The following is a 21048-nucleotide window of genomic DNA, read 5'->3' as shown; positions in this document are numbered from 1 at the left end:
CAGATTAAGGGCCGCTTAGGGTGGAAACGAAATCAACAAGGGAGTGTGACGTGGCAAGACGGGCAGCGATCATCGGCGGTGGAGTCATTGGCGGCGGCTGGGCGGCGCGCTTTGCGCTGATGGGCTGGGACGTGCGGATTTACGATCCCGACCCGGACGCCGAGCGCAAGATCGGCGAGGTCATGGACGGAGCCAAGCGGGCCCTGCCCATGCTCTTCGAGGCGCCGATGCCCGTGCCCGGTAGGATCAGTTTCCATGACAACCTGGCCGAGGCCGTCGAGGGGACCGAGTTCATCCAGGAAAGCGTGCCCGAACGGCTGGACCTGAAACACAAGGTCTATGCCGAGATCCAGGCCGCCTGCGATCCCGGCGCGGTTCTGGCCTCTTCGACCAGCGGGTTCAAACCCTCGCAGCTGCAGGAGGGAGCGGCGCGCCCCGACCAGATCGTTGTCGCTCATCCCTTCAACCCGGTCTACCTGCTGCCGCTGGTGGAACTGGTGCCGGGTGAGGGCGCCGCGCCCGAAACCGTCGAAAAGGCGCGCGAAATCCTGACCGGGATCGGCATGTACCCGCTGCATGTCCGGGCCGAGATCGACGCCCATATCGCCGACCGTTTTCTCGAAGCGGTCTGGCGCGAGGCGCTCTGGCTGGTCAAGGACGGCATCGCCACCACCGAGGAAATCGACAACGCGATCCGCTATGGCTTTGGCCTGCGGTGGGCGCAGATGGGCCTTTTCGAGACCTATCGCGTCGCGGGCGGCGAGGCCGGGATGCGTCACTTCATGGCGCAGTTCGGGCCGTGTCTGTCCTGGCCCTGGACCAAGCTGATGGATGTGCCCGAGTTCACCGACGAACTGGTCGACCTGATTGCGGATCAGTCGGATGCGCAATCCGGACACATGTCGATCCGGGAGCTGGAACGGCTGCGGGACGACAACCTTGTCGCGATTCTGCGGGCGCTCAAGATGCAGGGGGCGGCGGCGGGCAAGCTGATCCGGGAACAGGACGACCGGATGCGCGGGCCTTTGGAAGAAACCGTGCCGATGGTGACCGTGCGCCGTGTCGTGCCCGTGGATTGGACCGATCTGAACGGGCACATGAACGAGGGGCGCTATGGTCAGGTCTTTTCCGACGCGTCCGAGGAACTGATGACCCACGTTGGCGCCGACCAGGCCTATATCGACGCGGGCAACAGCTATTTCACCGCCGAAACCAACATCAAGTATCTCGCCGAAACACTTGCCGGAGAAGAGATTTTTGTCGAGACACGCGTGACCTTGGGCGAGGGAAAGAAGCTGCGCCTCTGGCACGAGATGAAACGTGCCTCGGACGGAGAGGCGCTGGCCACTTGTGACCAGTTCATGCTGCATGTCTCGCTGGAGACGCGGCGCAGTTGCCCGCCGCTGGATCATGTGCGCGAAAACGTCGAACGTCTGGCGCGGATGCATGCCGAGGCGTGAGGGGCCAGCACCTCACACTCCCCGGAGTATTTTGACCAAGAAGAAACAGGGACTGACTATGGATGAGCGGCGCTTTCTGACGGAACTGTTCGAGGTCGCGGTGGCGGCGGCGGACCCCAAAAAGGCGTTGGCCGGTGTTCTGCCGGACAAGCCGAAAGGCCGGACGGTGGTTGTGGCCTTGGGAAAGGGCGCCGCGCAACTGGCCGCCGCCTTCGAGGACCTCTGGCAGGAGCCTGTCGAGGGGGTGGTGGTCACGCGGTACGGCTATGCCACGCCCTGCCGTCACCTGCCGGTCATGGAAGCCGCGCACCCGGTCCCGGACGAGGCGGGATTGCGAGCGACGGAGGCGGTTTTTCGCGCGGTCGAGGGGCTGACGGAGGAGGATCTGGTGGTTGCGCTGGTCTGCGGCGGCGGCTCGGCGCTCTTGCCCGCGCCGCCGGATGGGCTGTCTCTGGAAGACGAGCAGGCGCTGAACCGGGCTCTCCTGGCATCCGGCGCGCCGATAGGCGTGATGAACGCGATCCGCAAACATGTCAGTGCGATCAAGGGTGGACGGCTGGCCGCTGCGGCGTATCCGGCAAGAGTGATTTCACTGGTGGTGTCGGACGTGCCGGGGGACGATCCTGCGCAGGTCGCTTCCGGGCCGACCGTTCCGGATGCGGTCACCCGCCAGGACGCGCTGGCCATGATATCGGCGCGGAATATCGTTCTTCCGGAAAAGGTTATGGCGCATATCTCAAGTGACTTGTCCGCCGCGCCACGGCCCGATGACGCCTGTTTCCAGGGGAATGTCGTGCGCGTTATCGCCTCGGCGCGTCTGTCGCTGGAGGCAGCGGCGGATCGGGTTGAGGCCGCTGGCCTGACGGCCGCGATCCTTTCTGACGCGATCGAGGGTGAGGCCTATGATGTTGGCCGTGTACATGCCGCTTTGGCCCGTGAAATTGCCCTGCGCAACCGGCCGTTCGGCGCGCCGGTGGTTCTGCTCTCCGGAGGGGAGACAACCGTGACCTTGGGGGACAACCCGGGGCGCGGCGGACGGAACACGGCCTTTTTGATGGGGTTCGCCGAGGGCATCGAAGGACTGACAGGGATCACCGCCCTGGCGGCGGACAGTGACGGCATCGATGGGACCGAGGACAACGCTGGGGCTTTTGCCGATGGCGGCAGCTTTGACCGGCTTCGAGCGCAGGGCAAGGACCCGATGGGCTATGTCCAGAGGCAGGACCCCTATAGCGCCTTCGAGGCCTTGGGCGACATTTTTGCGCCTGGGCCGACCGGAACGAATGTCAACGATTTCAGGGCTGTGCTGATCTTTCCTCAGGCGTAGTCATACCCAAGCGCGGTTTCGGTTGGCAGGTCCACTTCGGCGCGCAGAAAGGGCAATTCGGCCTCTGGAAAGCTGCGCGGGGTTTCGGGACGCTCGGGCACCGCGGGCAGGAATTTCGATCCCAGACGTTTGACCACCGGGCGGAACGGCTGCTCATGGACGGGCAGGGCGAAGTGCTCGGACAGGGCGGTGACAAAATGCTCTGGCGCGGCTTGCACGGCTTCCAACCGGCAGAAGAGCACCGAACAATCCCGCTCGAAAAAGGACAGCAGGGCCGAGAGCTTTGCTTGCCGCATGGCGAGGAGATTGGCAAAGGGCCGTCCGGTGAGAGGATGCCTGTCATGCTGCAGGGGCTGGCCGATGCCGCCAAGGGTCGCCACCTGGGGAAAATAGCGTTTGCGATCCGCGATGGTGGCCCATTCCGCGCGCAGGAACGCGGCAAAGGGCAAAAGCTGCATCGCGGGCGGACAATGCCAGGGTTTGGCATGCATCGACAGCGACCAGGCCTGCGCATCACGGACGCAGCAGATCACCAGCATGTCGGCCGGGATCGCGGTCATGTGGGGAAATCCGTGTTTCCAGCCCATGTCATCGGTCGGGGTCAGGGCGCTGTTGCGCGCCACCAGCCGCTTGACGAAATTCGTGCCCGAAGAGCGTTCGCCGAACACCTGGAAGCGCCGCGGCTGACGTGGCCCATCGGCCATCTGCCATCCCTTGTCCGCGAATGCCTGACCGATCATGTGCGCCTCGTCCTGATCCCCACGCAAACCTAACCGTCCGTTTCCCAAAATGCGATTCTCATATCGCGGGCGATGCTGTAGTCTGCCAAGCAAAACAACGACAAAGAGGCTAGGGCAGATGCAATCGGTGGCGGCGGCGCTGACAATGGTGCGCGGGGATGCCTTTTTCCTGAAGGCCTGGGTGCGGCACTACGGCGAAACCTTCGGGCGCGAGAATTGCTATATCGTCAATCACGGTCGCGGAAGCGATGTGGAGAAACTGGCAGAAGGATGCAATATCATTGGGATACCCGGCGATCCTCATCCAAATTTCGACATGAAGCGCTGGCGGTTTCTCAACAACTTTGTCCACGGCCTGCGCTGCTACTACACGCATGTGGTCGTGGGTGACGTGGATGAACTGGTGGTGGTGGATCCGGAACATGGCGGATCCTTGCTGGACTACCTGCGCGCAGAGAAGCCGCGGCGCGTTCTGACGCCCCTGGGCCTGGAGGTGATCCACCGGATCGATATCGAGCATGAGGAGATCACCGGCCCGATTCTCGGGCCGCGCCGCCACGTCCGGTTGGCGCCGCATTATTCCAAGCCATGCATCATCAGCCAGGGGGTCAAGATCGCGCGGGGCGGGCATTTCACCCAATACGACAAGCTGATTGCCCCGGATGAACTGTATCTCTTCCACCTGAAATTCTGCGATTTCGGCAACTACGTGCAGACCATGAACGCCCGCAATGCTGTCACGCAGGAGGTCGGAACCGGAGTGCAGGATACCGCGATCGGGCGTCACTGGTTCGCAGAGGCTCGGGGCGAAGACAGGGCAGTCTTCGACGCCTTTTCGGAATTGCCGATGAAAGAGGGGTTTGACCTGGCCTGGGTCCGCAAGCGCATGGCGCGCAGTTGGGGTCCGCGCGGTGAAACCGGGTTCTACGCCTTCAAGCGTCCGGACTATGAGCAACAGTACCTGTTGCCCGACCGGTTCACGGGGGTGATATGACCTAGAAACCGCGCGAGGAAGTAAAGCTGATCTGGTCTATGTTCAGCCCTGGAAAACTGTCCTCAAAGAAGGCGCCGGCGCTGGCAAGGGCGTTTTGTGACCGTCCGTCCAGCAGGTCAAAGCCGAACTGCCAGACCACATCCGGCGTGTAGAACAGTCCAAAGGCCAGCACAGCCCCCAGGAAATAAGCGCGGCCGTTCTTCCGGGCGACGCCAGCCGTCAGAGCCGCGCGCAGGATCTGGAAGGTCAGCATGACCAGGGTCGCGGCCAATGCCGCCGCGAGGGACGACAGGATCAGGTGTTGGGTGTCGGGGGCCAGCCCCTCTTGCCGAAGGGCAAGTTCGATCCGGTCGCGGTTGGTGGCGATGGCGGCGGTCGCATAGGCCGCGCCAAATCCTGTCAGAGCCGCGGTCAGCATCTTGGGCTGTGCACGACGCCGCGCGGCGGTGCCGTGGGCCTGTGCCTCGGGGTCGATACGGCGGACACGGCGGCTGAAGTCGCGGTGATCCTGCTTGCGGAAGACGGAGGGGCGATAGGGCATGGTCATACCCAAATTGTTAACCGGTCTTTCGGGCAAGATTGGCCTGAGAATGTGGCGCGAAACGGGCTTTCGCATTCAAATCTCAGGGCTTTTGTCGCAGATTCGGACTGCCGCGCCCCCGGATCTCTCGGGAGCGCGGGACGGGTGCTAGCGGATCGCGTCCAGGATACGGGCCCAGCTGCGGATGCCCTTGTGAAAGCTCTCGACGTCGTATTTTTCGTTCGGAGAGTGAATCTGGTCGTCGTCCTTGCCCCAGCCGACCAGCATCGTGTCCATGTCGAGGATCGACTTGAAATACCCGGCCACCGGGATCGAGCCGCCGCAGCCTGTAAAGGCCGCCTCGTGCCCCCATTCCGCGCCCAGCACGCTGCGCGCGGATTCGAAGGCGGGGTGGGTGGTCTGCATCTGGCTGGCGGGCGAGGCGCCGTGGCCGTGGAAGTCGACAGAGACATCCTCGGGCAGCTGCGCGCGGACCCAGGCGCGGAAGTGTTCACGCAGGGCGTGCGGATCCTGCTGGCCGACGAGGCGGAAACTGACTTTGGCCGTGGCCTTTGACGGCAGCACGGTCTTGAAGCCGTCACCGGTATAGCCGCCGATGATGCCGTTGATCTCGGCCGTGGGGCGCGACCAGATCATCTCCAGCGCGCTGCGGTCCTGTTCCCCGGCAGGTTTTGACAGACCCACGTCGCCCAGGAAGGTGCCGTGGTCGAAATTCAGCGCCTCCCACTGTGCCGTCATCTCGTCCGACAGCTCTGGCACGCCGTCATAGAAATGCGGCACCTGGATATGACCGTTGTCGTCGTGCAGGTTGGCGAGGATGCGGGACAGCACGCGGATCGGGTTGCGCGCGACGCCGCCATACATGCCGGAATGCAGGTCCTTGTCGGGGCCGGTGAGGGTGATTTCCTCACCCAGCAAGCCACGCAGCTGGGTCATGATCGCGGGCACACGGGATTCGAACAACCCGGTGTCGCAGATCAGGGCGATGTCGGCTTTCAGCTCTTCCTTGTTCTCCTTCAGGAAGGGGATCAGCGAGGGCGAGCCCGACTCTTCTTCCCCTTCAAAGAAGAAAGTGATGCGGCAGGGCATTGAGCCGTGTTCCGCCTTCCACGCGCGGCAGGCCTCGACAAAGGTCATCAGCTGGCCCTTGTCGTCCGAGGACCCGCGCCCACGGATGACCTTGCCCTTGGCGGTCTCCTCGATCGCGGGGTCAAAGGGATCGCGGTCCCAGAGGTCCAGCGGGTCGACCGGCTGCACGTCGTAATGGCCGTAGAACAGCACATGCGGGCCGTCGCCCTCGACATGGCCCACGACCATCGGGTGGCCCGGGGTGGCCCGGGCTTCCGCCGCGATGCCAAGGCTTTGCAGGTCCTCGACCAGCCAGTCTGCCGCCTGCTGACATTTGTCGGCATAGGCCGGGTCGGTCGAGATCGAGGGGATGCGCAAGAGCGCCATGAGGCGGTCCAGCGCGGCGGGAAGATCGGCGTCGATGCGCGCAAGTGTGGCGTCGAGAGACATGAGGACTCCTGATTTTTCGGCGAAGCTAACAGACCGCGAGGGACTGTCCAGCCGGATCAGAGCTCGACCAGCGGCGCGGCGGCCAGGACCTCCCCGGTTGGCGCTCCGGTGGGCGAACCGCCGGGCGGTTCGTCCGAAACGGCCAGGGTGCCGCCGGCCAGCCGGGCGGCCACCGCCGGCGCCAGGGTGATTTCCGCCATGTCCGCATCGGGCAGCACGCCCAGCGAGACCGGCGCGGGATCATCCTCTGCGATCAGCCAGAGTTCCAGCGCCCGGCCTTCGCGTGGCCCACCTTCGAGCCGCGCCAGAACCAGGTTTTCACCGCTCACCTGCGCCTCAAATCGCAGGGCGCCATCGGCAGAGGCCAGTTCCGCGCCAAGGTCCGGACCGCCGGTCAGGAAGGGCAGGGGGGCGACATAGGCCAGCGCGGCCAGCGTCGCGGCGCCAAGCCCGGCGGCCAGCCACCAGCGCCGTGCCCGCGATTCCGGCGCACCGCTGACAGAGGCCATGAGCGCGCGCCGCACGCGGGGCGAGGGTTTCACCTCGTCCAGTTCCTCGGCCAGGTCCGCCAGCCGGGATTCCCAATGGTGTACGCGGGCGGCAAATTCGGGGTCCTCGGCCACGCGGCGGGCCGCCACACCTTCAAGATCCGCCGAGAGCAGGCGCAGGACATATTCCGCTGCCAGCAGCTCGTCATCGTCATCGGGCATTTCGGGAAGATCAGCGCTCATCGGGACATGCACTCCCTGAGGCTCTGCAGACTCCGGCGCAGCCAGGTCCGCATGGTGTTGAGGGGCACTTCGAACCGGGCCGCGAGATCGGCGTAGCTGTCCCCTTCGAGATAGGCGCCGCGCACCGCCCTGGCGCGCTGGTCCGGCAGTTCATCGAGACAGTTCACGATGCGCTGGCTTTCGGAGGCGGCGATGGTCGAGGCCTCGGGGCCGGGGCGGGAATCGGGCAGGGTATCGGTTTCGGTTCCGTCCTGTCCGTTCTGCGCGCGCTGGCGGGCGCGCAGCCGGTCGATGGCGATGTTCCGGGCCAGAGTGATCAGCCAGGTCATCGGACTGTGGCCAGTGACGGCATAGCGGTCGGCCTTGTTCCAGATGCGCAGAAAGACTTCCTGCAGGGTGTCCTCGGCCTCTTCGCGGTCTTTCAGGACCGACAGGCAGATCGCCAGCAACTTGCCGCTGGTGGCATCGTAGAGGGCCCCGAAAGCGCCGCGGTCGCGCAAAGCGACGCGTGCGATCAGGGCCTCGATGTCGCTTCGGGTTGTCATGCCTGCTCCGGTTCTGCAAAGACGTCATGCAGGCTAGGGCGCGTGTGGGTCAAGGCAAGGAATCGTGTTTCCGATATGCGTCATTATGTACCTAAGATCAAAGTCGTAATGGTCAGCCCGTTGATTCAGATCAAGGATGCGACGGATGGTCCGGTTCTAAACGGTGGACACATCACCTCGCGGTCGTTAGTTATTCATGAAATTGAATAAGGTGTGACTGCAGCACCGGCCCCCTGGCGAGGGTCGAAAGTAGAAGGAGGAGCCCGGTGGACTACACCGCGAAACTGGATGACGCCCTGAACCGTCTGCACGAAGAAGGCCGTTATCGCACCTTCATCGACATCGAGCGCAAGAAGGGCCAGTTCCCGCATGCCACTTGGCGCAAGCCGGACGGAAGCGAAACGCCGATCACCGTCTGGTGCGGCAACGACTATCTGGGCATGGGTCAGCATCCCGTTGTCCTGTCTGCCATGCACGAGGCGATCGACGCCACCGGCGCCGGCTCGGGCGGCACGCGCAACATCTCGGGCACCACGGTCTATCACAAGCGGCTGGAGGCCGAGCTGGCCGACCTGCACGGCAAAGAGGCCGCGCTGCTGTTCACATCGGCCTATATCGCCAATGATGCAACGCTGAGCACGCTGCCCAAATTGTTCCCGGGCCTCATCATCTACTCGGACGAGCTGAACCACGCTTCGATGATCGAAGGCGTGCGCCGCAACGGCGGGGCCAAGCGCATCTTCAAGCACAATGATCTCGACGATCTGCGCGCCAAGCTGGAAGCCGACGATCCCGCCGCGCCCAAGCTCATCGCCTTTGAATCGATCTATTCGATGGACGGCGATTTCGGCCCGATCGAGGCGATCTGCGATCTGGCGAACGAATTCGGCGCACTGACCTATATCGACGAGGTGCACGCGGTCGGCATGTACGGCCCGCGCGGGGCAGGGGTCGCGGAACGCGACCGCCTCATGCACCGCATCGACATTATCAACGGCACCCTGGCCAAGGCCTATGGCGTCATGGGCGGCTACATCGCCGCATCTGCGAAAATGTGTGACGCCGTCCGCTCTTATGCGCCGGGGTTCATCTTTACCACCTCGCTGCCGCCGGCCGTGGCCGCCGGTGCCGCAGCCTCGGTTCGCCATCTCAAGACGGACCAGGAGTTGCGCGACAAACACCAGACCCAGGCCAAGATCCTCAAGACCCGGCTCAAGGGCATGGGCCTGCCGATCATCGACCACGGCACCCATATCGTGCCGGTGATCGTCGGCGACCCGGTCCACACCAAGCAGCTGAGCGACATGCTGCTTGAGGGCTATGGCATCTACGTCCAGCCGATCAACTTCCCCACGGTTCCGCGTGGCACCGAGCGTCTGCGGTTCACCCCCTCGCCTGTGCACGGCCCGGACGAGATGGATCGGCTGGTGCGCGCGATGGACGAATTGTGGAGCCATTGTGCGCTGAATCGCGCTGAACTGGCCGGCTAAACCCCGCCAATACCTGTCATATGGCTTGAGATGTGCTAGCCTTATCGCAATAACCGGGGTGCGCGAATCGTGCAGCCCGGACCGGGCAGGCACATAAATGATGGGTAGAATGGGGCAGTCTCGCAATGATCGGGCGCAAATCCCAGCACCGTGAAGAAAGCGGCGACGACACGTCGCCACAGAGCTTTGACGACTACGCCCTGAAGCTGGGCGACGTCATGCGCGGTGAACGGGCGACAATGGGCAAGTCGCTGCTGGATGTGCAGCGAGAGCTGCGCATCAAGGCAAGCTATATTGCCGCAATCGAGAATTGCGATCCTTCCGCCTTTGATACTCCGGGGTTCATCGCCGGCTACGTCCGCTCTTATGCGCGCTACCTGGGTATGGACCCGGATGAGGCATTCACGCATTTCTGCACGGAAAGCGGGTTTTCCGTCGCGCATGGCATGTCGCAAGAGGCCTCTGTCATCCGCAAGCCGCGGCAGGACGCGGCGCGGGCGCGCAATCGCGATTCCATCGTGGAACCGCGTATGCCCTTTGCCCCGGCCAATGACAGCCTGCTCTCGCGGATCGAACCCGGGGCGCTGGGATCGTCGCTGGTGCTGTTGGCCCTGATCGGTGGTATCGGATACGGCGGTTACCGCGTGTTGCAAGAGGTGCAGCGCGTGCAGGTGACGCCGGTCGATCAGACCCCCATCGTGCTGAGCGAGCTGGATCCGCTGCAAGCGGCCATTGCGCCAGCCGCGCGCGATGAAGGCGATGACATCACTCAGGCCGGTGTCTTTACCCCGCCGACGACCGAAGCCTTTGACCGCCTCTATCGTCCGCAGGCCCTGGATGTTCCGGTGCTGGTTGCGCGCGATGCGCCGATCTCGACGCTTGATCCCGAACGCGTCGGCGCCTTTGCCGGCAGAGGGCCGCGCGGTCTGCCGAATGTGCAGGACAGTTCGCTGGCTGCCGCCGCTCTGGCGAACAGACTGGTGGCCGAGGGCGTGATCCCCGAATCCGCTGTCGGGGCGGCGCCTGTCGGCGGGCTGGCCGGGGCCAGCGGTGTCACGGTCGTGGCCGTACGTCCCGCCTGGATCGAGGTGCGTTCCGAGACCGATGGCGTGCTGATCTCTCGCGTGTTGAACGCGGGCGAAACATTCGCCGTGCCGCGTGACGCCTCCAGCCCACGCATCCGGGTTGGCGAATCCGGCGCCGTCTATTTCAACGTCGATGGCCGGACCTACGGTCCCGCAGGGCAGCCCGGTCGCGTGACCGGCAATGTTTCGTTGGCCGGGGCTGACGTGGTGGATCGCTTTGACCTTGCGGATTCGACCAAGGACCGCGACCTTGCCTCGGTGCTCGTGGATCTGAACCTCGCCGCGCCGCAGGTGGCCCTTGCAGAACCGGTGCAGCGCGCCGCACAAACCCCGATCCCCACCGACCTGGCACGGAATGTTCCGAATACCCCGCCGGTCGCACGGCCCGACAGCATCGCGCTTGCGGCGGCCATTGCCGTGGCCCCGACGCCTTCGGTCCCGGCCCCGAAGCCGGTGGCTCCGGCACCTGTCGAAGTCGCCAAACCGGCGCTCGAACCCATACAGCCCAACGTTCCGCGCGTGACCGCCGAACCCGCGCCGGGCATCACCGTCGTCGCAGTGGCGGAAACCTGGGTCGAGATCACCTCGCCCTCTGGCAAGAAGCTGCTGGCACGGCTGCTGAAACCGGGCGACACCTACAAGGTGCCGCAGACCGACCAGGCACCGACGATCTTTTCGGGCAATGCGGGTGGTGTCTTTTTCGCCGTCAACGGCGAGACCTACGGTCCTTATGGCGCCAGCGGCCAGTTCGGACGTGACCTTGCCCTGTCGGCCGGGGACATCCAGCGCGAGATGCAGGTCGCCGACCTGACCCGGAACCAGACGCTGGCCAAGGTCGTCGCAGAGCTGCAGCTGCAAGGCCAGTAACGACACGCGGCGCGATGGCGCACGGGCTGGTCTGTGGCGCGCGCAGCGACTAGTGTCCGCACCAAGACCAACGCAAACACAGGACAGAGCGCATGAGCCTCAATCACGTCCGCCCGTGGCGCAATATCTATCGTCGCACATCCCGGCAAATCATGGTCGGCAATGTTCCCGTCGGGGGCGATGCGCCGATCAGCGTGCAGACCATGACCAACACGGTCACCACCGATATTCCCGGCACTATCAATCAGATACAGGCCGCAGCTGAAGCAGGCGCAGACATCGTGCGGGTGTCGGTCCCCGATGAGGACTCGTCCCGCGCGCTGAAGGAAATCGTGCGCGAAAGCCCGGTGCCGATCGTCGCCGACATCCATTTCCACTACAAGCGCGGGATCGAGGCTGCCGAAGCGGGCGCCGCCTGCCTGCGCATCAACCCGGGCAACATCGGCAGTCAGGACCGCGTGCGCGAGGTGATCCAGGCCGCGCGCGATCACAACTGCTCGATCCGGATCGGCGTGAACGCCGGCAGCCTCGAAAAACACCTGCTGGAGAAATACGGCGAGCCCTGCCCGGACGCGATGGTGGAAAGCGGACTGGATCACATCAAGATCCTGCAGGACAACGATTTCCACGAGTTCAAGATCAGCTGCAAAGCCTCGGATGTCTTTATGGCCGCCGCCGCCTACCAGCAGCTTGCCGAACAGACCGATGCGCCCATTCATCTGGGGATCACCGAGGCCGGTGGCCTGATGTCTGGCACGATCAAATCTGCCATCGGGTTGGGCAACCTGTTGTGGATGGGGATCGGCGACACGATCCGGGTGTCCCTGTCGGCGGACCCGGTCGAAGAGGTCAAGGTTGGCTACGAGATCCTGAAGTCGCTTGGCCTGCGCCATCGTGGCGTCAATATCATCTCATGCCCTTCCTGCGCGCGGCAGGGGTTCGACGTGATCAAGACCGTCGAAGTGCTTGAAAAGCGGCTGGAACACATCAAGACGCCCATGAGCCTGTCGATCATCGGCTGCGTCGTGAATGGCCCCGGCGAGGCGCTGATGACGGACGTCGGGTTTACCGGCGGCGGCGCAGGCAGCGGGATGGTCTACCTCGCGGGCAAGGCCAGCCACAAGATGTCCAACGACCAGATGATCGAGCACATCGTCGAAGAGGTCGAGAAGCGCGCAGAAGTCATCGAGGCAGAACAGGCGGAAGCGGCGGAGTAATCCGCCTCATTCCGCCAGGTATCGCACCAGGACAAAGGCGGGCATCTCTCCCCGGATCAGCCTGTCCCGCATGACATATGAGGGCAGGGTGTCCAGCGTAAGCGTGTCCATCAGCGTGGCGTTCCCGGGCTCAGCCGTATCCAGCAGGCGCACGGTCACGCCCTGCGCCTGTGCCATGTCCCGAAGATCGGCCCATGCCGCCGGGCAGGTGTCACAGCCCGGACCGGTGAACATGGCGATCACGGCGCCGTCCTCGCCGAACAGCGCGGGCGCGTGGCGTGCGATCAGATCCAGATCGCCCTGGCGTTCGTCTTCGTAGAAGTCGGTGGGCGCCGGCGCGCTCAGCGCCCGCAACCGTTCCGACAGACTCATCTCCTGCGCCAGCACGGGGCCGGCGCAGAAGACGAAAGACAGAAGCGCGGCCCGGATCACTCGGCGGCGCGCTGGTCTTCGATGATCTGGCGCATGGTCGGCAGAGGCGCGTAGCCGCGCACCATTTCCTCGCCAAAGACGAAGCTGGGCGTGCCGTTGATGTTCATCGCCAGCGCGAGTTCGCGGGTTTCCGCGATGCGGCGCGCGACCTCGTCGCTGTCCATCTCGGCCATGATCGCATCCGCATCCAGACCCAGCGTCTGCGCGATTCGGCGCAACGGTCCATTGCCGGGGTTGCCTTCAAGCGTGATCAGCGCGTCATGCACGGCCTTGTAGGCCTCGTCGCCTGCAAGGATATGTGTGGCCACGGCGAATTTCGACGAGATCATCGATGCCTCGCCCAGGATCGGGAATTCCTTGAGGATGTAGCGGATGTTGCCGTCGCTGGCGATCAGCTCCTCGACCTCGGGATGGGCGCGGCGGCAATAGCCACAGCGGTAATCCATGAACTCGATCACGGTCACGTCACCCTCGGGGTTTCCGCCGACCCAGGAAAACCCGTCATCCAGAAGGCGGGCCATGTTGTCGGTGACAAGGGCGTCGTCCTGTGCGGCCTGGGCCTGCTTTTCGCGGTCTTCAAGGACGGCAACCGCCTCCATGATGACCTGCGGGTTTTCCAGCAGGTATTCGCGCACCTGGGCCCCGAAGGCGGTGCGCTGCTCGGGCGTCATGGCGGAAAAGTCAAAGCCGCCGTCGTCCTGGGCCTGCACCATCGGTGCCGCCAGAAGACAGAGGGCAGCGGCGCTGCCGCGAAGGAATTTGGTCGAGGTGAACATGGGAACTCCCAAAAATTGTTGTCTGTTATTTGGCCTGTTTTGCCGCACTTAGCACATCCTGTGCCCTTTGCCACGGGGCAGAGCCCCGGGGCAGGGTCGCAACCGCGCGTTCCGCGTGCAGCTTTGCATCCTTGAGGCGCCCTTGCAGGGCATAGCGTTCCGCCGTCACGACGGTAGCCATGCCGGGCTGGCCGGTCTTGGCATAGGCCACGGCCAGGTCGCGCAACACGCGGGCATCGGTGAAATCGCGTCCACGCGCGGCCTCGAGCGCTTTGAGAGCCTGGCGGTGGTTGCCCGTTGCCAGCAGCGAGCGGCCCAGCCCGCCCAGGATCAGCGGTTCGCGCGGGGCACGGTTGGCGGCGGCCTGATAGACCTGAACTGCGGCGCCGAACTGGCGCGATTCCAGCAGGATCTGACCTTTGAGTTCCAGCAGGTAGGGATCTCCGGGGCGCAGGGCGATGGCGCGATCGATCGCGGCGAGGGATTTCTTCAGGTTCGACTGGCGGTGCCAGGCCACGGCTTCGCGCATGTGGGCGATATCCTGACTGCCGCTGTCTTTCAGACGCCGCAGCGTCCAGGAGGGCGCGCGCTTGAAGGCGGTCAGTTTGCCCTGGGCGCGCTTGAACCAGTACTGCGCCGTGGCATCGCGGGCCGGGCTTTTCTGCCCGGCGACCAGCGCCTCCAGCGCGCGCTGGCGGTCACGGGTCATCGGGTGGGTGCGCATGTAGGGGTCCTGTCGGCCCACCGACAGCGCCTCTTGCCCGCGAAAGAGCTTTTGCACCTCCAGCGCGCCGTGCGGGTCGACACCGGCACGCATCATGAACCGGACCGAAGAGATGTCGGCCGCGGATTCCTCGGCCCGTGTATGCGACATGAAAAGCCGCATGGCCGAGGATTGCGACCCGATGGCCGCGGCGGCGGCGGCCTGGCTGTTGGCACCTGCGGCGGCGGCCGCGGCCGCCAGGGCCATGCCGATGCCAGCGGCGGTGCGCGCGGCGCGCATGTTGCCAAGGCGGCGCGCGATATGGCCGTTGGCGATGTGGGCCGCCTCGTGCGCGATCACGGCCTGCAAGGCCTCGGCACTGTCCAGCCGCATGATCAGCCCGGAGTGCAGGAAGATATGCCGCGTGTCGGCGACAAAGGCGTTCAGCGACCCGTCGTCGATCACGATGATCTTGACCTGTTGCGGGCTGAGGCCAGCGGCGCTCAGGATGGGTGCGGCAAGCTGGCGCAGCGCGTATTCCATGTCCGCATCTCGCAGCAGCGTGGTGGCCGCCTGGGCCGGAGCTGCTGCCAGAATGGACAGAGCCATGACCAGGGCGGTCAGACGGGACAGGATCGTGTGGCGGATCATTGACGGGCTGCTCCTTGTGCTCGTAAGCCTCACTGGCGACACAGTAGAGAGGCAGGCATGCGGAATTCAAGGCGGGGCGCGGTTGATCCCTTTATCGTGATGGACGTGATGGAGGCGGCACGCCAGGCAGAGGCCGACGGGCGCAGCATCGTCCACATGGAACTGGGCCAGCCCGGCACCCCCGCGCCCGCCGCGGCCCGTGCTGCCCTGAGCCGCGACATGGAAAACGACCCGCTTGGATACACGGTGGCGCTTGGCCTGCCGGAATTGCGCGCGCGGATCGCGAAACTCTATGATGAGTGGTACGGGATCGACCTGGACCCGGGCCGCGTCGTGGTCACGCCGGGGTCTTCCGGGGGGTTCATCCTGGCCTTTACCGCGCTGTTCGATGCCGGGGACCGCGTGGCGCTGGGGGCGCCCGGCTATCCTTCGTATCGGCAGATCCTCAAGGCGCTGGACGTGACCCCGGTCGAGGTCCAGTGCTCGGCGGAAAACCGCTATCAGCCCACACCAGAGGACCTAGCGGGCATCGACTACCAGGGGCTGCTGGTCGCCAGCCCGGCGAATCCCAGCGGCACCATGCTGGAAAAGCCGGAACTGGCGGCGCTGATCGCGGATGCCCACGCGCGTGGGGCGGCCTTTTTGTCGGATGAGATCTATCACGGGATCGAGTACGAAAAGGACGCGGTCTCGGCGCTGGAAATCAGCGACGACGTCGTGGTGATCAACTCTTTTTCCAAGTATTTCTCGATGACCGGCTGGCGGATCGGCTGGCTGGTGGTGCCCGAAGACATGGTCCGCCAGTTCGAACGCCTGGCGCAGAACCTGTTCATCTGTCCGACCCATGCCGCCCAGGTCGCGGCCCTTGCGGCGCTGGACGCGCAGGACGAACTGGAAGGAAACCTGGCCGTCTATGCCCGCAATCGCCAGCTGATGCTGGAGGGGCTGCCGCGGATCGGGTTTGACCGGATCGCACCGCCCGATGGGGCTTTTTACGTCTACGCGGACGTCAGCCACCTGACCAGTGACAGCCGTGCCTTTGCCCGCGAGATCCTGGACAAGGCCGGGGTCGCCGTGACGCCGGGGCTGGACTTTGACCCGGTGCGGGGCGGCGGCACGCTGCGTTTCGCCTATGCCCAGTCGACCGAGGAGATCAAGGAAGGCCTCGCGCGGCTAGGCGCTTTCATGGCCGAGCGCGGGCAGGGCGCCGCCTGAGCGCGGCCTGTCGAGGATTGATTGACCTGACCGGATACCCATAGAGTGCGGCAAACACCGGAACCGGGGCAGATGAGCAGATTTCTTACTTTCCTGATGGCGCTGAGCCTCTGGGCCGGCGCTGCCTCCGCGCAAGATGCCGGTTTGGCCCGGCTGATCGACGGAGGCATCGAGGATCGCCGTTTCGGCGGCACCGAGTTGACCCTGACCCTGTCGCAGGGGGTGCCCTGGCGGGTGTTCACCCTGACCGATCCGGACCGGCTGGTGCTGGATTTCGCCGAGGTGGACTGGCAGGGTGCCGATCCCGCAGAGCTGAACCAGAGCGACAGGATCAGTGCCTTGCGCATGGGCCTGTTCCGCCCCGGCTGGTCGCGTCTCGTGGCCGAGCTGGCGGAACCGATGTTGGTACAAAGCGCCGGGATGCGCGTGTTGCCCGATGGCGCGGGGGCCGAACTGACCCTGCGGTTGCAACCGGGTGATGCCGCGAGTTTCGCAAAAACCGCCGGACCGCCGGCCGATCCCTCCTGGGTACGGACCCGCCCCCGGGCGCGCCGCACCGATCCCGACCCGGATCGCCCGCTGACCATTGTCCTTGATCCCGGGCATGGCGGCATCGACCCGGGCGCGCAACGGGACGGTGTGACAGAGGCGGACCTGGTGCTGACCTTCGCGCTGGAGCTGCGCGAAGTGTTGTTGCGCTCGGGCGACTACGATGTCCGGCTGACCCGGCAGGAGGACCGCTTTGTCTCGCTCGAAGGACGGGTAAAATACGCCCATGAGGTCGGCGCGGACCTGTTCATCTCCCTGCATGCGGATGCGCTGGAAGAGGGGGTGGCGCATGGGGCGGCGGTCTATACGCTGGCCGAAGAGGCCTCGGACGCGGCGTCGGCGGCGCTGGCGGAACGGCATGACCGCGACGACCTGCTGGCCGGGCTGGACCTGACCGGCACCGACGACCGGGTGGCCCAGATCCTGATGGATCTCGCGCGGCTGGACAACACGCCGCGCAGCCAGGCGTTGGCCGAACATATCGTCGCCGGAATCGATGCCTCGCTGGGCCATGTGCACAAGGACCCGCTGCGGCAGGCGGCGTTTTCAGTGCTGAAATCGGCTGACATCCCCTCTGTCCTTGTCGAACTGGGGTTTCTGTCCACGGAACAGGACCGGCGCAACCTGCAGGATCCGGTCTGGCGCACGGGTATGGCGCGCGGGCTGCGCGACGGGGTCGCCGCCTGGGCGCTGGAGGACGAGGCCCTGTCGCGCCTGCGCCGGCAATAGGGCGCCATTTCGGCAAACCGCCGCCCGGCATGCGCCGATGTGTTTTGACCCATACCTTTCTGCGCTATAAACACGGCTTCAGTCGAGTAGCGGGAGCCGCATGTGCTGCGTTTCATCTTTTCCTTCTTCGGGGCGATCTTCTCGGTCGTGACAATGGGCGCCATGATGGTGGCGCTGACCATCGGAGCCGTGTTCTGGATGTATGGGCGCGACCTGCCCAGCCACGAACACCTGGCGCAGTATTCGCCGCCCACGATCAGCCGGATCTATTCCGCCGAAGGCCGCGTGATCGACGAATTCGCGCAGGAACGGCGGCTGTTCACGCCCGCGCGCGAAATCCCGGACCTGGTGAAACACGCCTTCATCTCGGCCGAGGACAAGTCTTTCTATACCCATGACGGGTACGATCCGCGTGCCATCGTGTCAGCGGCCATCGACACGGCGCGTGGCAATACCCGTGGTGCGTCGACGATCACCCAGCAGGTGATGAAGAATTTCCTTCTGTCGGGCGACCGCCGCGTCGAACGCAAGATCAAGGAAATCATCCTGGCCTCCCGCGTCGACGGGGCGTTGTCCAAGGAAAAGATCCTGGAGCTCTACCTCAACGAAATCTTCCTGGGACAGAACGCCTATGGCGTCACGGCCGCGGCGCAGGTCTATTTCAACAAATCCCTGTCGGAACTGGCCCCGCATGAGGCGGCCACGCTGGCCTCTCTGCCCAAGGCGCCATCGGACTATCATCCTGTCCGCCGCAAGGAGCGCCTGAAGAACCGGCGTGACTTTGTGCTGAGGGAGATGTTTGAGAACAACTATATCGACGAGGCCACCTATGAGACCGAAGTCGCCATGCCGCTGCGGTCGGTGCAGAATGGCGATTTCGAGCCCTATTCGCGCTCGCTTCCACCGCGCGACTATTTCACCGACGAAATCCGTCGCCAGCTGAGCCGGGATTTCGGCGAGGAACAGTTCTTTGCCGGCGGTTATTCGGTGCGCGCGACTCTGGACCCGGACATGCAGACAAAGGCTGCCGAGGTTCTGCGCGCGGCGCTGGAAAAATACGACCGCAACCGGGGCAAATGGCGCGGGACGGGCAAGACGATCCCGGTGGATACCCTTGGCGACGAGGAGACGTGGCGCGAGGCGCTGGCGGATCTGCGCGTGGCTCGGGATATCGTGCTGGAGCACCCCTGGCATGTGGCGGTGGTACGCGAGGTGCGCGACGACTCGCTGCTGTTGGGAATCGAGGACGTCGCCCTGGACGACCCGCGCGGCATGACCGTGCCCCGCTCGGACACCGACTGGTTCAAGGGCAGCCTGCAGGACAATTTCGAGCGCGGTGACGTGATTCACGTCCGCCAGATGACCCAGGACAGCGACGGCGCCTTCATCCGCTGGAGCCTGCGGCAGGTTCCCGAGGTGCAGGGCGGCTTTATGGCGATGGACGCCCACACGGGGCGGGTGATCGCCATGCAGGGCGGGTTTTCCTACCAGAACTCGGTCTTCAACCGGGCGACGCAGGCGATGCGCCAGCCGGGGTCGAGCTTCAAGCCCTTCGTTTATGCCTCGGCGCTGGACTCGGGCTATTCCCCGGCGACCATCGTGGTCGACGCGCCCATCGAGGTGGACACAGGCGCCGGCATCTGGCGGCCCCAAAACGCCTCTCACCAGTATTATGGCCCGACGCCGCTGCGCACAGGGATCGAACGGTCGCGGAACCTGATGACGATCCGCCTGGCGCAGGAAGTGGGCATGGATATCGTCGCCAGCTACGCCGAGAAATTCGGCGTCTACGACCGCATGGGCCTGTCGATCGCGAACGCTCTGGGCGCGGATGAGACGACGCTGTTCCGTATGGTTGCCGCCTACGCGATGTTCGCCAATGGCGGCGAGCGGGTCGAACCGACACTGGTCGACCGGGTTCAGGACCGCTATGGCACCACCGTTTATTCGCATGAGTCCGTTTTCGGCAACAAACGGGTCTGCGTCGATTGCGACAACCCCGACCTGCCGCAGGGGCAGGCGCCCCGTATCGCCGACGAACGCGAAAGGGTGATGAACGCCGTCACCGCCTATCAGCTGACCTCGATGATGCGCGGCGTCGTCGAGCGCGGCACCGCATCGCGCACGGTCAACCTCAGCGTGCCGACCGCGGGCAAGACCGGCACGACAAACGATGCCAAGGACGTCTGGTTCGTGGGCTTCACCTCGAACATCGTGGCCGGCTGCTATATCGGGTACGACACGCCGCGCACGATGGGGCGCGGAGCGTCTGGCGGGGGCATGTGTGGCCCGGTCTTCAACGAATTCATGAAGGACGCGATCAAGAAATACGGGGGCGGCAACTTCAAGGTTCCCGAAGAGTGCCAGTTCATCAAGATCGACCGGTTCTCGGGCGCGCGCCTGCCGGACGATGCCAGCGGTCCCAACGTGGTGTCCGAGTGTTTCCGCCTCGGAGAAGAGCCGATCTTTGGCGTCATGTTCGATGGGGGCTTTGCGATCTCCGGCACCTTCGACGTGATCCAACCCGACGGGTCGACCGTCGCGCAGGAGGTCACGACCTCTACGGGCGACAAGGCCATCGTGGGCCCCAAGGCAGGCTTCGGCACGCTCAGCTCGGGCGGGCTTTACTGAACCTCTGCCTGCGCAAGGAGCAGGGCCAGGAGGTCTGCCTCGGCGTCCCGCTGCAACAGTCCGCCGCTGCGCCAGGCGATTGACAGCGCGCATTTCGCGGCCCCCCAACGGGCGAGCCGCGAGGGGCAGGTGCCGGAGTGCTCTGCCAGGATGTCCCGCCGGGCGCGCATGTGGCCGGGATCTCGCAGCTCCGCTGCGCACCCTTTCGGGTTGCGCAGCGCATTGGCAAGCTCATAGGCCGGATCGCCCAGCACCCCCTTGGCGTCGATCGCCACCGGTCCTTGCGGGGCCTCCAGGACATTGTCGTGATGCAGATCACCGTGCAGGGCGCGCGCGGGCGGACTGTCGTCCAAGAGGGTCCGGGCCAGGGCTGACGCCCGCCCCATGTCCCTTTTCAGCGCCTCGGCACAGCCGGGTGCCATACGCAGGGAAAAGAGCGCGTCGAACCAATCCTCGAGACGTGGCAGACCGGGCAGGGCGGGCAGGGGGCCCCGATGCAGGGTGGCCGCCAATTGGCCGAGGCGGGCGCAGGCGTCCAGGTCGGCTCCCGCGCGGCTGCGGGCACCCAGCAACGGCCCGTCGAGCCAGGGCATAAGCATCGCATCCTCACAGGTGTCCAGGACCTGCACGCAGGCGCCGGTGCCCGCCCATGCCCGTATCAGGGCAATCCCGCCCGCCTCGTTTCCGAAATGACCCTTGCGATAGATCTTGACGACCCGCAGGTTTCCGGACCGGTCACGGGCTGTCCAGAGGCCCGCAATGGCGGTTTCCGCCAAGGGGGCCGCGCCGGACAGCCCGAAGTGCTTCAGAACCCGCTGCAATCGGTTTTCCATAGTCTGCCCCGCCT

Annotated in this window: 18 protein-coding genes; 9 read left to right on the top strand and 9 right to left on the bottom strand. The window is 65.0% G+C overall.

Translation table 11 applies throughout. The features are described 5' to 3' along the window. Positions 1-50: 50 nt before the first annotated feature. Positions 51-1460, top strand: coding sequence for a carnitine 3-dehydrogenase (locus KZZ07_RS07470; protein ID WP_219513240.1), 1410 nt, complete (start codon positions 51-53; stop codon positions 1458-1460). A gap of 58 nt (positions 1461-1518) precedes the next feature. Then, the gene (locus tag KZZ07_RS07465) at positions 1519-2787 is read left to right on the top strand and encodes a glycerate kinase type-2 family protein (protein ID WP_219513238.1); all 1269 of its coding nucleotides are present in this window, start codon (positions 1519-1521) and stop codon (positions 2785-2787) included. Here KZZ07_RS07465 and KZZ07_RS07460 read toward each other — a convergent pair. Then, positions 2778-3527: a hypothetical protein gene (locus KZZ07_RS07460; RefSeq protein ID WP_219513237.1), complete on the bottom strand. Its 750-nt coding sequence runs from the start codon at positions 3525-3527 to the stop codon at positions 2778-2780. The genes KZZ07_RS07465 and KZZ07_RS07460 overlap by 10 nt on opposite strands. 118 nt (positions 3528-3645) lie before the next feature. Here KZZ07_RS07460 and KZZ07_RS07455 point away from each other — a divergent pair, with 118 nt between their 5' ends. After that, positions 3646-4521, top strand: coding sequence for a glycosyltransferase family protein (locus KZZ07_RS07455; RefSeq protein ID WP_219513236.1), 876 nt, complete (start codon positions 3646-3648; stop codon positions 4519-4521). A gap of 1 nt (position 4522) precedes the next feature. Here the strand turns inward: KZZ07_RS07455 and KZZ07_RS07450 are convergent, their stop codons facing one another. The 4 genes from KZZ07_RS07450 to KZZ07_RS07435 all read right to left on the bottom strand — a co-directional run bounded on the left by KZZ07_RS07450 (position 4523) and on the right by KZZ07_RS07435 (position 7856). After that, on the bottom strand, positions 4523-5062 hold the full coding sequence (locus KZZ07_RS07450) for a hypothetical protein (protein ID WP_219513235.1): 540 nt from the start codon (positions 5060-5062) through the stop codon (positions 4523-4525). A gap of 147 nt (positions 5063-5209) precedes the next feature. Beyond that, complete coding sequence (locus KZZ07_RS07445; RefSeq protein WP_219513234.1) at positions 5210-6580, bottom strand: M20/M25/M40 family metallo-hydrolase; 1371 nt, start codon at positions 6578-6580, stop codon at positions 5210-5212. Positions 6581-6636: 56 nt separating this feature from the next. Next, positions 6637-7311: an anti-sigma factor gene (locus KZZ07_RS07440; RefSeq protein WP_219513233.1), complete on the bottom strand. Its 675-nt coding sequence runs from the start codon at positions 7309-7311 to the stop codon at positions 6637-6639. Continuing rightward, on the bottom strand, positions 7308-7856 hold the full coding sequence (locus KZZ07_RS07435; protein WP_219513232.1) for a sigma-70 family RNA polymerase sigma factor: 549 nt from the start codon (positions 7854-7856) through the stop codon (positions 7308-7310). The genes KZZ07_RS07440 and KZZ07_RS07435 overlap by 4 nt, the downstream gene beginning before the upstream one ends. 266 nt (positions 7857-8122) lie before the next feature. On the opposite strand from KZZ07_RS07435, the gene hemA reads away from it, so the two are divergent. The 3 genes from hemA (at position 8123) to ispG (ending at position 12515) form a co-directional block, all read left to right on the top strand. Next, entirely contained in the window at positions 8123-9346 is a 1224-nt protein-coding gene (gene hemA / locus KZZ07_RS07430; protein ID WP_219513231.1) for a 5-aminolevulinate synthase, read from the top strand. A gap of 125 nt (positions 9347-9471) precedes the next feature. Continuing rightward, positions 9472-11298 carry a helix-turn-helix domain-containing protein gene (locus KZZ07_RS07425; protein WP_219513229.1) on the top strand — a complete coding sequence of 609 codons (1827 nt, stop codon included), beginning with the start codon at positions 9472-9474 and terminating at the stop codon, positions 11296-11298. Positions 11299-11390: 92 nt separating this feature from the next. Next, positions 11391-12515 (top strand): flavodoxin-dependent (E)-4-hydroxy-3-methylbut-2-enyl-diphosphate synthase, encoded by a 1125-nt coding sequence (gene ispG, locus KZZ07_RS07420; RefSeq protein ID WP_219513228.1) that lies wholly within the window; start codon positions 11391-11393, stop codon positions 12513-12515. A 6-nt stretch (positions 12516-12521) separates the two neighbouring features. Here the strand turns inward: ispG and KZZ07_RS07415 are convergent, their stop codons facing one another. Genes KZZ07_RS07415 through KZZ07_RS07405 form a run of 3 tightly spaced genes read right to left on the bottom strand, consistent with a single transcriptional unit; the run spans position 12522 to position 15077 of the window. Next, entirely contained in the window at positions 12522-12947 is a 426-nt protein-coding gene (locus KZZ07_RS07415; protein ID WP_219513227.1) for a hypothetical protein, read from the bottom strand. Continuing rightward, positions 12944-13723, bottom strand: coding sequence for a DsbA family protein (locus KZZ07_RS07410; protein WP_219513226.1), 780 nt, complete (start codon positions 13721-13723; stop codon positions 12944-12946). Before KZZ07_RS07410 ends, KZZ07_RS07415 begins: the two co-directional genes overlap by 4 nt. 25 nt (positions 13724-13748) lie before the next feature. Beyond that, positions 13749-15077: a M48 family metalloprotease gene (locus tag KZZ07_RS07405; protein ID WP_219513225.1), complete on the bottom strand. Its 1329-nt coding sequence runs from the start codon at positions 15075-15077 to the stop codon at positions 13749-13751. Between the two features lie 57 nt (positions 15078-15134). On the opposite strand from KZZ07_RS07405, the gene KZZ07_RS07400 reads away from it, so the two are divergent. The 3 genes from KZZ07_RS07400 to KZZ07_RS07390 all read left to right on the top strand — a co-directional run bounded on the left by KZZ07_RS07400 (position 15135) and on the right by KZZ07_RS07390 (position 20201). Next, positions 15135-16292, top strand: coding sequence for a pyridoxal phosphate-dependent aminotransferase (locus KZZ07_RS07400; protein ID WP_219513224.1), 1158 nt, complete (start codon positions 15135-15137; stop codon positions 16290-16292). A 72-nt stretch (positions 16293-16364) separates the two neighbouring features. Next, positions 16365-17570: an N-acetylmuramoyl-L-alanine amidase gene (locus tag KZZ07_RS07395; RefSeq protein WP_219513223.1), complete on the top strand. Its 1206-nt coding sequence runs from the start codon at positions 16365-16367 to the stop codon at positions 17568-17570. A gap of 102 nt (positions 17571-17672) precedes the next feature. Further along, positions 17673-20201, top strand: coding sequence for a penicillin-binding protein 1A (locus KZZ07_RS07390; RefSeq protein ID WP_219513222.1), 2529 nt, complete (start codon positions 17673-17675; stop codon positions 20199-20201). On the opposite strand, the gene KZZ07_RS07385 is transcribed toward KZZ07_RS07390, so the two are convergent. Next, positions 20195-21034, bottom strand: coding sequence for an aminoglycoside phosphotransferase family protein (locus tag KZZ07_RS07385; protein ID WP_219513221.1), 840 nt, complete (start codon positions 21032-21034; stop codon positions 20195-20197). The genes KZZ07_RS07390 and KZZ07_RS07385 overlap by 7 nt on opposite strands. Positions 21035-21048: the final 14 nt, after the last annotated feature.

The organism is Mameliella sp. CS4 (genome assembly GCF_019392335.1).
Classification (GTDB): domain Bacteria; phylum Pseudomonadota; class Alphaproteobacteria; order Rhodobacterales; family Rhodobacteraceae; genus Antarctobacter.
Note: the sequence above shows the minus strand (reverse complement) of the source record. Positions and strands in the feature narration are given on the sequence as shown.

Coding starts and splice junctions, on each gene's coding strand:
- KZZ07_RS07465 (WP_219513238.1), top strand. CDS start 1,519: ATGGATGAGCGGCGCTTTCTGACGGAACTGTTCGAGGTCGCGGTGGCG.
- KZZ07_RS07460 (WP_219513237.1), bottom strand. CDS start 3,527: ATGATCGGTCAGGCATTCGCGGACAAGGGATGGCAGATGGCCGATGGG.
- KZZ07_RS07455 (WP_219513236.1), top strand. CDS start 3,646: ATGCAATCGGTGGCGGCGGCGCTGACAATGGTGCGCGGGGATGCCTTT.
- KZZ07_RS07450 (WP_219513235.1), bottom strand. CDS start 5,062: ATGCCCTATCGCCCCTCCGTCTTCCGCAAGCAGGATCACCGCGACTTC.
- KZZ07_RS07445 (WP_219513234.1), bottom strand. CDS start 6,580: ATGTCTCTCGACGCCACACTTGCGCGCATCGACGCCGATCTTCCCGCC.
- KZZ07_RS07440 (WP_219513233.1), bottom strand. CDS start 7,311: ATGAGCGCTGATCTTCCCGAAATGCCCGATGACGATGACGAGCTGCTG.
- KZZ07_RS07435 (WP_219513232.1), bottom strand. CDS start 7,856: ATGACAACCCGAAGCGACATCGAGGCCCTGATCGCACGCGTCGCTTTG.
- KZZ07_RS07425 (WP_219513229.1), top strand. CDS start 9,472: ATGATCGGGCGCAAATCCCAGCACCGTGAAGAAAGCGGCGACGACACG.
- ispG (WP_219513228.1), top strand. CDS start 11,391: ATGAGCCTCAATCACGTCCGCCCGTGGCGCAATATCTATCGTCGCACA.
- KZZ07_RS07410 (WP_219513226.1), bottom strand. CDS start 13,723: ATGTTCACCTCGACCAAATTCCTTCGCGGCAGCGCCGCTGCCCTCTGT.
- KZZ07_RS07405 (WP_219513225.1), bottom strand. CDS start 15,077: ATGATCCGCCACACGATCCTGTCCCGTCTGACCGCCCTGGTCATGGCT.
- KZZ07_RS07400 (WP_219513224.1), top strand. CDS start 15,135: ATGCGGAATTCAAGGCGGGGCGCGGTTGATCCCTTTATCGTGATGGAC.
- KZZ07_RS07395 (WP_219513223.1), top strand. CDS start 16,365: ATGAGCAGATTTCTTACTTTCCTGATGGCGCTGAGCCTCTGGGCCGGC.
- KZZ07_RS07385 (WP_219513221.1), bottom strand. CDS start 21,034: ATGGAAAACCGATTGCAGCGGGTTCTGAAGCACTTCGGGCTGTCCGGC.